This window comes from Sphingomonas sp. GW821-FHT09E03 (assembly GCF_059416225.1).
This window is the reverse complement of sequence record NZ_JBWKOS010000010.1, coordinates 21,680-33,237: the sequence shown is the minus strand read 5'-3', so window position 1 is coordinate 33,237 and position 11,558 is coordinate 21,680. Positions and strand designations below refer to the sequence as shown.

Here is an 11,558-nt window from a genome sequence, read left to right as displayed (position 1 = left end):
TCCGTTCGTTCGGGTGCGGTCCTCGTTCGGCAGCCGGGCAACGCAGCTGACGCAGAGGCGACGGTGCGTGATCTGATCGCGTTGGGCGCGGACTTCGAGGCGGGGCCGCTTGGGATCCGCGGCCGTGATTTTGCGACTCACGGTATCACGCCGGCAACGGTTTTTGATGCCTGCGCGCTCTCGCATCTCGACGACGACCGGTCTTCTATCGGCTCCGTGGGCGCGCCCTCGGTGTCGAACGTCGCAGCCCTCGTTCGTCGCGCCTTTGGCTCGCGGATCACCGATACGATCCGCCCAATGAACGCCAGCTACGGCGCGCGGTATAGCTGGCACAAGTTCGGCCAAGCGGTCGATTTCGTTCCCGCAGGCGGCGTTCACGCGATCGACCGCGAGCAGATCCGGGCGCTCATGGCACAGAGCGGTATCCGTATCATCGAGCTGCTTGGGCCGGGGGATCGCGGTCACGCGAACCACTGGCATGTGGCGTTCGCGCGACCCGGACAGGTCATCGACCGGACCCGACCGATCGAAGGCGACGAGGACTGGATCATCACCGTCGCACAAGGCGACGCGCCGTCCCCGCCGACGCCCGCCGGAGTTGAGGCGGCCCCCGCACCGACTGCGCCGGCCTCGGCCCTCGCCCTTGCCGCCAATGCACCGGCGCAGTGGGACGTGTTCGCAACCGAAGAGTGGCGCGCATTTCATGGAGGTGGCTCATGATCCGATACCTGATGACCAAGCTGGGCGGCACTACTGGCGCCATCGCGCTTTGCGTGGCCGGCGTCGTGGCGGTCGCGGGCCCACAACCCGCCTACGCGTCGGACTGGGGGTGTCAGGTGGTCCTCTGCCTCGCGACACCCGGTTCGCCGACGAAATATGTCGAGTGCGTCCCGCCGATCACGAAACTCTGGAACGCCCTCGCTATCGGCGGCTCGTTCCCGACCTGCACCGGGGTCGGCGTCAAAATGAAAAAGGCCAAGCACGGCTACGACCTGACCGTGACGCAGGCCGATGGCGGAACGTCGCGGTACGCGCTCGACACCCGCTACCAGACGGTGACGCAGCAATGATCCACGCCATCGCCGCGATCACCATGCTTGCGCAGCAATGCGCGCCTGAGATCGCGACCGAGGCGGTTGTTCCCCTCGTCGTGACCGAAAGCGGCGGCGACGATCTGGCGATCAATATCAACAAGGGGCCGCGTGTCCGCGCCGCGTCGATCGCCGACGGTGCCGCGCTGGTGCGGCGGTACATGGCGGCCGGCTATACGGTCGATGTCGGGTTGGCGCAGGTGAACTCCGCCAATTTCGCGCGATTGGGTGTCACCGTCGAGCAGGCCTTCGATCCTTGTACGAACCTGCGGCTCGCATCCTCGATCCTTCGGGCGGGATATGGCCTCGCGATCCAGCATTATACGGGGCTGGACGCGATCTCGGCGACCTATTCGCTCTACAACACCGGCACGCTGACACGCGGTTTCCGCAATGGTTATGTCGGTCGCGTTTGGTCGGCCGCGAGCGGCATGGGGACGATCCAGACACCCCCGCCCATCCCGGGCTCGCCGTCCGCGGCGGTTCCGACGGCGATCCCAGCCAAGCCAGCGGTCGGCAACGATAGCTGGGTGGTGGGGCAGATCGCTTCCAGCGCGGTCCAGGTCTTCGAATGAGCGCGGATAACAGCGTTGCGCGGGGCGGCCTCGACGCGGAGACGCAAGCCGGACAGGCGGCTTTCCAGATTCCGCCTGAGCTGGCGACACGTTATCAGGTGCGGATCATCGAGCCGTCCGACGGCAGCGAGCGCCGCGTCGGCATGTTCCTGCCGACGGATCGGGAGAACCCGTCGATCGAGATCGCCGGCGATCGCATCATTGCTCGAAACGAGGATCCCGAGACCGTCTCGGCCCTGGTCACGATCGCCAAGCACAATGGCTGGGCGGGAATCGACGTCGAAGGTTCGCCTGAGTTTCGTCAGGCCGTGTGGACGGCGGCGTCGCGCGAAGGCCTGACCGTGCGCGGCTATGAGCCGAGCTTCGACGAACAGGCGCGAATGGAAGAGCTGCGTCGCGCCGATGCTGCACGACGCGAACGTGAGGTGTCGGAGAACCCGGCGCCGACTGTCGAACCCGTCGCTCCGACGGCGGCTGTCGGGGCGACGGAGGCGACAGTAATCGCGCCGTCGGCCGACGCGGAGAGGAACGGCGCGCCTCAGCCGTTGCCAAGCGGAAGCAGCACCGAATTGTCCGACGCAGACAAGCGCCTCCTGTTGGCGGTGAGCGTCCACACGCAGGATCGCAAGGCGCTCTACGCGGCCGTCAGCGAGGACATGGACCCCTTGCGGAGGGAGGTTCAGGCCGAACGTATCGATCTAAACAGGGATGCGCTGAACGGGGCGCTGGAGCGGGCCTTGGAAAGCCCGACGCTGGTCAGCGCCTTCTCAAGGTCCGGCTATGAACCCGACGGTCTGCGCCAGATGGCGCGCGACGGCGCGTGGGACGGCCAGGTCGCCGATGCGATCTACCTCGTCCGCTCCGGGCTCAACCGGCACGAAGTCGCCCGCGAAGCCGGTGCGAACGTGCCGCTCGGCGGCGCGCTTGCCGGCGAGCGCGAAGACCGCCTGACCGGCGAAGCGACGGCTGCGCCCGTGCGACAGCCCGAACAGGAACCCCATATCGTTCGGGAGGAGCGCCTTCATCAGGCCGCGCCTGAGCGACGTCACGAAAATGACGAACTGGCCGAACTGTTCCTTCATGGCGGGGCGGAGCGGATTGCAGCCGAACCGCGCCTCGCCAACGCGCTGCAGGCGCAGGCGGCGATGGAGCAGCATCTCGGTGCGGCTTTCGATGGGGACACGGACCGGATGGCGTCCGCGAGCGTCGAGAGCCGCCACATGATCTCGGACGTGCTGCGGCGCGGCCTGGATGTTTCGGTCCGCGAGCCAGCGCCTGTTCGCCACGTCGAGCCGATCCGCCCCACCCACGATCTCGAGAGGTAAACCCCAAGCCATGGAGACCCGTATGAAGTTCACTCAAGGCACGGGCCGAATGTTGTCCGACGCCCGCGCCCGGCAGTTCATCGGTTTTGTCGGTGCGCTCGCCCTCATTTCGATCGCCCAGCCGGCCTTTGCCGATGGAACCGCGATCGAAGGTGGTCTCAACACTATCAAGGGATGGATGACCACCGTCGCGTCCGTGGTTGGCGTCATCGCCGTCATGGCGGTCGGCTATGCCAAGCTGACCGGTCGGATGGACTGGGGAAAAGCGGTCACGGTGCTGATCGGCATCGGCATCATCTTTTCGGCCACGACGATCGTCGGCTGGATGAGCAGCTCGGGTGGCTGACGGGGAGAAACTCGCCGAGGATAAGGTGTTCCTCGCCTTGACCAGACCGTCGGTATTCATGGGACTGCCGCTTGAGGCGATCCTGCCGATCATCATGGTCTGCATGGTGATCTGGGGGATTTTCCACAATCCGTTCTACCCCCTGGCCTTGTTCGGCGCGCTCTACTTCCCGGCGCGCATGATCTGTCACTACGACTTCAATGCGTTCCGGCTGTGGGGCCTGTGGTTCCAGACCGGCTTTCTATCCAAGAACCGCAAGTTCTGGGGGGGCGGGAGCTACTCTCCCGTCCGCCTCGCCAAAGGCGTGAAGCGGAAGCATTTCGGCAATGACTGATTTCAGGCTGAAGCATAAGAAGATCGCGGTTCGCGAGACGGATGACATCAAGTTCATTCCCTACACGCGGCACGTCGATGACACGCTGGTTGCTCTCGAAGACGGCTCGCTCATGCGCATGTACCGCGTCGATGGGCGGCCGTTCGAGACCAGCGACATCGGCGACCTCAACACCTGGCATAACAAGCTCAACATCGCGTGGCGCTCGATCGGTGACGATCGCGTCGCGCTGTGGACCCATCTCGTGCGGACAGCCACCGACCCCGTTCTGGGCGGCGACTTCCACTCCGACTTCGCGCGAACCTTGCAGGAGAAATACGCCGACACGCTGAAGGAGAAAGTCCTCTACCACAACGAGTTCTACGTCACGATCATCGTCCGGCCGTCGAGCATGGCCGGCGAGCAGGTAACACGGCTTTTCTCCAGGCGAAAAGCGAACGCCGAGATCGACGATCGCGCGCTCACGATCATGGCGGACAAGTGCCGCGACTTCGAAACGCTGCTCGCCGATGTCGCGCCAGAGCCGCTCTCGCTGTATGAGCACAACGGCGTTCTTTTTTCACGACCGATGGAGGTGCTGCACTTCATCCTGACCGGCGACCGCATCCGCGTGCCGCTGCTCGACGGCAGGCTGGGCCAAGCCCTGTATGCCTCACGCGTGGTGTTCGGTCGCGAGGCGGCCGAGATCCGGCTTCCGCACACGTCGCATTTCCTCGGCATGTTCGGCGTGCGCGAGTATGTCGCCAGCACCCGGACCGGTCAGTTCAACAGCCTGCTCACGCTCGACTTCCCGTTCGTACTGACCCAGAGTTTCGCGCCGTTGGTGAAGTCGGTCGCGAGCGACCGCTTCACGAAAAAATACAAGCAGATGGTTTCCTCGGACGATGCCGGCGTCAGCCAGGCGGAGGAGCTGCTCGACGGCGTCGACGATCTGATGGCGAACCGCTTCGCCATGGGCGAGCATCACCTCTCGATCGCGGTCATCGACGAGAACCCGAAGCGGCTGCTGGAGCGCTTGTCGATCGCACGATCGGCAGCGGCCGATACAGGCATGGTGATGGCGCGCGAGGACGTCGCGCTGGAGGCCGCCTTCTGGGCGCAGCTTCCCGGCAATTTCCGGATGCGCGCGCGCCCCGCGGTCATCAACACGCGCAATTTCGCAGGCTTGAGCCCGTTCTACACGTTCCCGGCAGGCCGTAAGTCTGGAAACCACTGGGGCGACGCGGTGACGCTGCTCAAGACGCGCGCGGGCTCGTCCTTCTGGTTCAATTTTCACCGTGCCGACATCGGCCACACGCTCATCATCGGGCCAACCGGTGGCGGCAAGACGGTGCTGCAGAACTTCCTGCAAGCGCAGCTCGAAAAGACCGGTGCGAAACAGGTCTTTTTCGACAAGGACCGCGGTGCCGAGATCTTCGTCCGCGCTTGTGGCGGCACCTATTTGGCGCTGCGCGACGGCGAGCCCACCGGCTTCGCGCCGTTGAAGGGTCTGACACCGTCGCCGCACGACATTGCTTTTCTGCGGCAGTTCATCCGTGTCCTGGTACGCCGGGAAAACCGGCCGCTCAGCGTCGCGGAAGAGCGACTGATCGACGAGGGTATCGAGGCGGTGATGCGGATGCCGGCGCCGTCGCGCTCGTTCAGCGCGTTGCGCGAGATGCTGGGCTACGCCGATGCGGAAGGCATTGGTGCGCGGCTGGAGCGCTGGTGTCTGGGCGGCCCGCTAGGCTGGGCTTTCGATGGTCCGCAGGACGAGGTGTCGATGTCGGCGCGATTCATCGGCTTCGACATGACGGACTTCCTGGAGAACCCGGAAATCCGCACTCCCACGATGTTGTACCTCTTCCACCGCGTCGACGAGCTGCTGGACGGGCAGCGTGTCGTGGTCGACGTCGATGAATTCTGGAAGGCGCTTCAGGACGAGGCTTTTCGGGCGTTCGCGCAGGACGGCCTCAAGACCTTCCGTAAGCGCAACGCCTTCATGGTGTTTGGCACGCAGTCGCCGGCCGATGCGCTGCGCTCGCCGATCGCGCACTCGATCATCGAGCAGACCGCGACCAAGATCCTGCTTCCCAACTCGGACGCCAAGCGATCGGATTATTGCGACGGGCTCGGCCTGACGGATGCGGAGTATCGGCTGATCCGTGAAGACCTGACGCCGGAGAGCCGGACCTTTCTGGTCAAGCAAGGGCATACCTCGATCGTTGCGAAGCTCGATCTCGGCGGGATGCCCAATGAGCTGAAGGTGCTTTCTGGCCGCGAGGAAACCCTCGTCGCCATGGAGGAGGCCATTGCCCTGGCGGGCAACGATCCTGCGGCATGGCTGCCGCATTTCTATGCCAACCAAAGGAGAAGCTGACATGTCGCTCAAGCGCATCATCATGGTTGCAGCCGCGCCGGTCGCGATCGTCGCGTTTACGTCGCCGGCCGCTGCACAGGGCATCCCTGTGTTCGACACCTCGACCTATGTGCAAGCGCTCGCCCAGGTCCAGAACACGATCAAAATGATCCAGCAGGGCGAGCAGCAGATCCAGACAGCGACGACAACGCTCAGCTCGCTTCAGAAGCTGACCAACGTCAACGCGCTCGCCCCGCAATTGCTCAACGCGCAGGTGCGCAACATCCTGCCCAACACGACGATCGACGCCTCGACGTTGCTCGGTGGCGACCTGTCGAAGATCGGATCGCTCGGTTCGCTCGCATCGAGCATCCAGTCTCGTTACGCGCTGCCGGCAACGTCGTCCTCCGACGCAGACCTAGCCTACACCCAGGCGCTCAAGGATGCGACCAGCTCATCGGCCGCCACGGCCGCGCTGGGCGAGAATACGCTCAGCATCGCCCAGACCCGGATGCAGGGCCTCGACCAGCTCCGCGAGCAACTGTCGAGCGCCAAGGATCCCAAGGACGTGATGGACCTGCAAGCCCGTATCTCGGTCGAGCAGGCGCAGCTTCAGAACGATATGCTCAAGATGCAGGCGATCCAGATGGCGCAGGCGGGTCAGGCGAACATGCAGATCAGCGCGGCGCAAGTGGCGGCTGGTCGCGACGAAGCAGCATTCTTCAGTGCCAACACGATCAGGAAGTGATCATGCGCAAGATACTATCCGTCTGCTCTTTGCTCGTTGTCTGCGGATGCCAGCAGAACGTCGTGGTGCCTACCGCCAAGGAGCTGATCGCCAGTCCGCAACTTCTCACGGAGTGGCAGGCGAAGTGCGATGCCGGGGAGTACAGCCATCTCCCTGCGGATCAGAAGGCGAAGATGTGCGCGACGACCGGAGACGCGACCATCTCGGTCGCCCAGACCAAGGCGGGTAACGAAGAGGCCGACTTCTTCAAACAGAACACGATCCGCAAGAAGTAGATCTACCCGCTGCCTTGTTCGCCGAAGATCGGAACCTCACGTAATGGCTGCCGGCCCACCCAACATAATGACGCTGTTCACGACGATGTATTCGTATGTGGAGACCGCCATAGCGACCTCGGTTGCGAGCTTCGGGGCGGGGCTCGTCGATTTCGTTGCAGCGCCTTTGGCCCTGGCGGCGATCATCTACTTCCTGCTGCTCGGCTTTGCCGTGCTACGAGGGGCTATCCAGGCTCCACTTCGCGAGCTGGTATTCCAGGCTGGTAAGGTCGGGTTCGCCCTCGCCGCTGCCAGCGCGGTTGGCTATTCGGCGTTCGTGGTGAACGTGGTCACCAACTTGCCAAGCGAGATCATCGCGGCTGGATCGGGCACGCCCGTCACCAACCCGGGCACCACCTTCGATACCTATGTCGCCGATACCGGCAAGCTCTCGGAAAAGTTGGTCAACGCGAACCTGAAAGTTCAATCGCAAGAGCAGAAGGGCATCACAGACTTTCGCACACCCGTGATCCAGCTCAGCGCCACCCTGATCACCTATCTGTGTGTCGCCGTCCTCTACATCTTCGCGTTTATGTCGGCGTCGATCGGCTTTTGCATCGTCATTTTTGCCAAGCTGTCCGTTGCGATCTGCGTCGCGCTCGCGCCGCTCGCGCTGGCGTGTCTGCTTTTCAACTCCTCCCGCTGGCTGTTCGACGGGTGGCTGAAGCAGACCGTCAATTTCATCCTGCTGATGGTCGTCATGGCAATCATGACCAAGTTCATCACCGGCCTCCAGGAAGCCGCCATGGACGGCATCATGGGATCGATCCCCGAAGACGGCTCGTCCTTCGTCATGGCGCAGAACGGCTACATCGTTCTGAAAGCTGCCGTGATGCTCGTCGCGACGATCGCCTGCGCGGCGATCTACATCGTCGGCACGATCTTCTTCTTTCAATCGCCGGCCATCGCTGCGGGTATCTCGGGGGGTGCGTCATCTGGCGGCCATGGCTTCCTGCAGACCGGGGCGAACATGTTGACCAACCGGCTCATGTTCCGGCGCGCGACGCAGGCGAACCGTCCCCCCGCAGGAGGAAGCGGCACGGGCGGCTCGGCATCTCGGTCCAATTAGGCCGGCTGCCAGTCCAGAACCATGAAACACGGAACACCGCAGGCGCGGGACCTTACGAACGGAGACGGTATGAAAAGGCTGACCATCGTGGCGATCGGCACGCTTGTGCTTGGCGGCTGCACCGGGACCCATATCAAGCCCGTCTCGGTGTGCGACGGCAAACACCGGCGTCCCGCCAACCTCTACGGGTCGATCCTGCCAAGCTTGCCGGTGCCACTGCCGGCGTCACAGCAGGGCGCAGGGCAGTCGATGGTGGTTCCTCCATCACGCGAGCCCGCACCGCCCCCTACGCCCGGTGCCGGAGGTCCGCCTGCCGCCCCAATCGGACCTGGGGCCATGAATATCCCGCGATCGGCGCCACGCACGTCCGCGCAGGACGTCGCGCCGACCTACTCCTCCTGCTGAAGGGATCGACGCCATGGGCGCGGTGAAGGCCGAAGATAAAGAGAAATACTACGAGACATCGAGGACGTGGGAATATGACCGTATGCGTGCGGCGATCCAGTCCAAGCGGCTCGCCTGGGGCGTTGCGGCGGCTGCGTGCACGCTCGCTGTGGCGTCAGTTGCGGCAGTCGCGATGCTCAGCCCGCTGAAGACCGTCGAGCCCTATGTCATCAGGGTCGACAAGAGCTCGGGCGAGACGCAGGTCGTGACCGCGCTCAAGGGGCCGCAGCCGCGCACCTATGAGGATGCGGTCAACCGCTACTTCATCTCGCAATATGTGCGGTTGCGCGAAGGCTGGCTCAACGATGCCGCGCGCGAGAACGCCTATACGGTCATGCTTACCAGCGATTCCGCCGAGAGCGCTCGTTACCTCAACAGCGTTCAGGCCAACAACAAGAACGCTCCGTCCAACATCTATGGCGACAAGGGCTTCGTCTCGATCTCGATAAGAACGATCAGTTTCCTCAGTCCTACCGTGGCGCAGGTCCGCTTCACGAAGATCATCACCTTCGGGCAGAACACGCCGATCGCGCAGAATTGGAACGCGATCATGACCTTCAGATACACGACGGCGCCGGAGCATGAGAAGGATCGGAATATCAATCCGCTCGGCTTCCAGGTCGTGAATTATCGTTCTGACCCGGAGGCGTGACATGAGCGATCAGCCAAATACGTCGGACAATGGCGACCGTGTTGCCGTCCCCTTCATGCCCGCGCTCCGCAAAGAGCTGGGTCTGCGCCTGTCACCGCCGACGACGGCGTTGGTGCTGACGGAGGATGGCGCCAGGAACCGCTTCTGGCGCGGGGTCGGGGCGGTGTGGCTCCGCCTCGTCGCGTTCTCGGTTCTGGGTGCCGCGGCAGTCACGCTCGCGCCACAGCCTGCGTTCGCGTCGGAGACCCCCGTCCCTGGGGCCAAGGACGCTCGCGTTCGCAACGTCAACTACGATCCAGATCAGGTGGTGACGATCGTCGGCAGTTTCCGGCACGCGATCGAGATCCAGTTCGGGCCCGGCGAAACGGTCACGCAGGCCGCCTTGGGCGATACCGTCTCCTGGCAGATCGCGCCCGTTGGAAACATCGTCTTTCTCAAACCCCGCGAGAGGGCTGGAGGAACCAACCTGATCGTCGTCACCAACGCGGGCGGCGTGTCGCGCACCTATCATTTCAACCTCGCACTAGGGACGGGCGCCACGATGTACGGCGTACGATTCCGCTATCCGCGCGAGGAACGGGCGATGGCGGCGTTGCAGGTGCAGCTTGCCCAGGTCCAGGCCGCCAAGGCGATCGAGACGACCATCACCATCGCCGCGCTCGACCATGCCGTGATCGAGGGCACCCGGAATATGAGTTATACCGTGCAGGGCGACGTCGCGCTGCAACCCACCGAGGTCTCCGACAACGGCGAGTTCACCGTGCTGCGCTATCCGGGCCACGCCGACATTCCCTCGATCTTCGCGGTCGACGTCGACGGGACCGAGACGATCGTCCCCTACGATGTTCGCGAGGATTTCGTCGTGATCCATGCGGTCTACCGTCAGTTGCGCCTCCGGCGCGGGGCGACGGTGCTGTGCATCTACAACGAGGCGCCGCTGCGCAACGATCGCGGCGATCGAACGGGCACCGTCTCCAATGTCGTCGAACGCAAAGTGAAGGGGCAGTAACATGGTCGGGACCGTGATTGACCGCGGGGGCGATGTCGCTGCCGACACCGTTGCTCCAAGCGAGGTCGATAACCCGGTCGCGCGTAGCGGCGGGTGGGGCAACCTCGCCTTCATCGGTGCGGGGATCGGATTGCTCGGCGCCCTAAGCGGCATCGTGATAGGCTATGGTGCGTTTCACCAATCGGCCAGTACCGCGGCTGCCGCGCAGCCCGCGAAGGCCAGTGACCGTGCCGTGGACGACGTGATGGGATCGCCAAACGCCCAGCGAGCGGCGCTCGCGGGTCAACTCGGCCAGCCCGGCGCGGCGCAGACCGACATCTTCGGGCGGCCGATCGCCGCAGCGGCGGGGACGCAGGTCGCCGATGCCAACGGCAATCCGGTGCCGACAACGGGCGGGACAGCCTCCGCCACGGCGAACGGACAGCAATCTCCGGAGCAGCGACGTGCAGAGCAGGCGCGCGCCATGGCCGATGCGGCCCGGCGATCGCCGATCATGGCCTTTGGCAACACCGGGCTGGCCTCGACCGCTCTTCCCGCCTCCGCGCCCGGTGCGGACGCTCAACAGAGTACGGACCTCGAGGACCGGACGCGCGGCGCTGGACAATCCACCGTCGCGCGGCGGGGTCTCGGTGCCAGTGGTTTCGGAGCGCCGGGCGAAGACAATCCGGCCGAAGCGGGCAAGGGTTCGACCGACTTCAACGATCAGCTCGGCCATGCCGCGATCCAGACGGTCCGGGCAACGATGGTCGCGGACCGTAACCTTCTGCTGAGTGCGGGCACGGTCATCCCCTGCACGCTCCAAACGGCGATCAACTCGACGCAGGCCGGGTTCGTGTCCTGCGTCATCAACCACGATGTCTATTCCGAGAACGGTCGCATCGTCCTGCTCGACAAGGGGACCAAGGTCCTCGGGCAATATTCCGGCGGCATCACGCAGGGGCAAGCGCGCCTGTTCGTACTGTGGACGCGCGCCCTGACGCCGCGCGGCGTAGCGATCGACCTCGGGTCGCCGGCAGCGGATAGCCTTGGTCGGGCCGGGTTGCCAGGCGGCGTCGATACCCAGTTCTGGGCACGTTTCGGCGTTGGGCTCGTCATCTCGGTGCTGGAGGATGCCTCGCAAATCGCCGGTCGGGCGGTCGCCAATGAGGGGAGCAACACCACGCAAGTTCCCGGACAAACCGGGCAGACCGTCCTTCAGCAAACTATGAACATCAAACCGATCTTGAAGAAGAACCAGGGCGACACCGCGGCGATCTTCGTCGCCAAGGACTTCGATTTCCGCTCAGTCTATGATGTGGGATTGAGGCGTTAAG

At 64.2% G+C, this 11,558-nt stretch carries 13 protein-coding genes; all 13 read left to right on the top strand.

Annotated elements, in window-relative coordinates:
- The first annotated feature begins 63 nt into the window (after nt 1–63).
- The 13 genes from AC07M8_RS16445 to virB10 all read left to right on the top strand — a co-directional run bounded on the left by AC07M8_RS16445 (nt 64) and on the right by virB10 (nt 11,557).
- Nucleotides 64–720, top strand: a complete 657-nt coding sequence (locus AC07M8_RS16445) for a muramidase (RefSeq protein WP_259466939.1) — start codon at nt 64–66, stop codon at nt 718–720.
- On the top strand, nt 717–1,070 hold the full coding sequence (locus AC07M8_RS16440) for a hypothetical protein (RefSeq protein ID WP_121905607.1): 354 nt from the start codon (nt 717–719) through the stop codon (nt 1,068–1,070). The genes AC07M8_RS16445 and AC07M8_RS16440 overlap by 4 nt, the downstream gene beginning before the upstream one ends.
- Nucleotides 1,067–1,666 carry a lytic transglycosylase domain-containing protein gene (locus tag AC07M8_RS16435; RefSeq protein ID WP_495175372.1) on the top strand — a complete coding sequence of 200 codons (600 nt, stop codon included), beginning with the start codon at nt 1,067–1,069 and terminating at the stop codon, nt 1,664–1,666. The genes AC07M8_RS16440 and AC07M8_RS16435 overlap by 4 nt, the downstream gene beginning before the upstream one ends.
- Nucleotides 1,663–2,991, top strand: coding sequence for an LPD7 domain-containing protein (locus AC07M8_RS16430; protein ID WP_495175371.1), 1,329 nt, complete (start codon nt 1,663–1,665; stop codon nt 2,989–2,991). Before AC07M8_RS16435 ends, AC07M8_RS16430 begins: the two co-directional genes overlap by 4 nt.
- Nucleotides 2,992–3,001: 10 nt before the next feature.
- Nucleotides 3,002–3,337 carry a TrbC/VirB2 family protein gene (locus AC07M8_RS16425; protein WP_495175370.1) on the top strand — a complete coding sequence of 112 codons (336 nt, stop codon included), beginning with the start codon at nt 3,002–3,004 and terminating at the stop codon, nt 3,335–3,337.
- On the top strand, nt 3,330–3,671 hold the full coding sequence (locus AC07M8_RS16420; protein WP_495175369.1) for a VirB3 family type IV secretion system protein: 342 nt from the start codon (nt 3,330–3,332) through the stop codon (nt 3,669–3,671). The genes AC07M8_RS16425 and AC07M8_RS16420 overlap by 8 nt, the downstream gene beginning before the upstream one ends.
- Nucleotides 3,664–6,030, top strand: a complete 2,367-nt coding sequence (locus AC07M8_RS16415; protein WP_495175368.1) for a VirB4 family type IV secretion/conjugal transfer ATPase — start codon at nt 3,664–3,666, stop codon at nt 6,028–6,030. The genes AC07M8_RS16420 and AC07M8_RS16415 overlap by 8 nt, the downstream gene beginning before the upstream one ends.
- A 1-nt stretch (nt 6,031) precedes the next feature.
- Entirely contained in the window at nt 6,032–6,757 is a 726-nt protein-coding gene (locus AC07M8_RS16410; protein ID WP_267389314.1) for a TrbJ/VirB5 family protein, read from the top strand.
- A gap of 2 nt (nt 6,758–6,759) precedes the next feature.
- On the top strand, nt 6,760–7,032 hold the full coding sequence (locus tag AC07M8_RS16405; RefSeq protein WP_267389315.1) for a hypothetical protein: 273 nt from the start codon (nt 6,760–6,762) through the stop codon (nt 7,030–7,032).
- Nucleotides 7,033–7,099: 67 nt separating this feature from the next.
- Nucleotides 7,100–8,140 carry a TrbL/VirB6 family protein gene (locus AC07M8_RS16400; protein WP_267389316.1) on the top strand — a complete coding sequence of 347 codons (1,041 nt, stop codon included), beginning with the start codon at nt 7,100–7,102 and terminating at the stop codon, nt 8,138–8,140.
- 418 nt (nt 8,141–8,558) lie between these two features.
- Nucleotides 8,559–9,236: a VirB8 family type IV secretion system protein gene (locus AC07M8_RS16395; RefSeq protein ID WP_121905599.1), complete on the top strand. Its 678-nt coding sequence runs from the start codon at nt 8,559–8,561 to the stop codon at nt 9,234–9,236.
- A 1-nt stretch (nt 9,237) separates the two neighbouring features.
- Complete coding sequence (locus AC07M8_RS16390; RefSeq protein ID WP_267382570.1) at nt 9,238–10,245, top strand: TrbG/VirB9 family P-type conjugative transfer protein; 1,008 nt, start codon at nt 9,238–9,240, stop codon at nt 10,243–10,245.
- A 1-nt stretch (nt 10,246) separates the two neighbouring features.
- Entirely contained in the window at nt 10,247–11,557 is a 1,311-nt protein-coding gene (virB10, locus tag AC07M8_RS16385) for a type IV secretion system protein VirB10 (protein ID WP_242153053.1), read from the top strand.
- Nucleotide 11,558 lies beyond the last annotated feature (1 nt).

Excerpts from the sequence above, each read along its gene's own strand:
- AC07M8_RS16400 (WP_267389316.1), top strand. The coding sequence starts at position 7,100 with ATGACGCTGTTCACGACGATGTATTCGTATGTGGAGACCGCCATAGCG.
- AC07M8_RS16425 (WP_495175370.1), top strand. The coding sequence starts at position 3,002 with ATGGAGACCCGTATGAAGTTCACTCAAGGCACGGGCCGAATGTTGTCC.
- AC07M8_RS16435 (WP_495175372.1), top strand. The coding sequence starts at position 1,067 with ATGATCCACGCCATCGCCGCGATCACCATGCTTGCGCAGCAATGCGCG.
- AC07M8_RS16410 (WP_267389314.1), top strand. The coding sequence starts at position 6,032 with ATGTCGCTCAAGCGCATCATCATGGTTGCAGCCGCGCCGGTCGCGATC.
- AC07M8_RS16395 (WP_121905599.1), top strand. The coding sequence starts at position 8,559 with ATGGGCGCGGTGAAGGCCGAAGATAAAGAGAAATACTACGAGACATCG.
- virB10 (WP_242153053.1), top strand. The coding sequence starts at position 10,247 with ATGGTCGGGACCGTGATTGACCGCGGGGGCGATGTCGCTGCCGACACC.
- AC07M8_RS16405 (WP_267389315.1), top strand. The coding sequence starts at position 6,760 with ATGCGCAAGATACTATCCGTCTGCTCTTTGCTCGTTGTCTGCGGATGC.
- AC07M8_RS16390 (WP_267382570.1), top strand. The coding sequence starts at position 9,238 with ATGAGCGATCAGCCAAATACGTCGGACAATGGCGACCGTGTTGCCGTC.
- AC07M8_RS16430 (WP_495175371.1), top strand. The coding sequence starts at position 1,663 with ATGAGCGCGGATAACAGCGTTGCGCGGGGCGGCCTCGACGCGGAGACG.
- AC07M8_RS16440 (WP_121905607.1), top strand. The coding sequence starts at position 717 with ATGATCCGATACCTGATGACCAAGCTGGGCGGCACTACTGGCGCCATC.
- AC07M8_RS16415 (WP_495175368.1), top strand. The coding sequence starts at position 3,664 with ATGACTGATTTCAGGCTGAAGCATAAGAAGATCGCGGTTCGCGAGACG.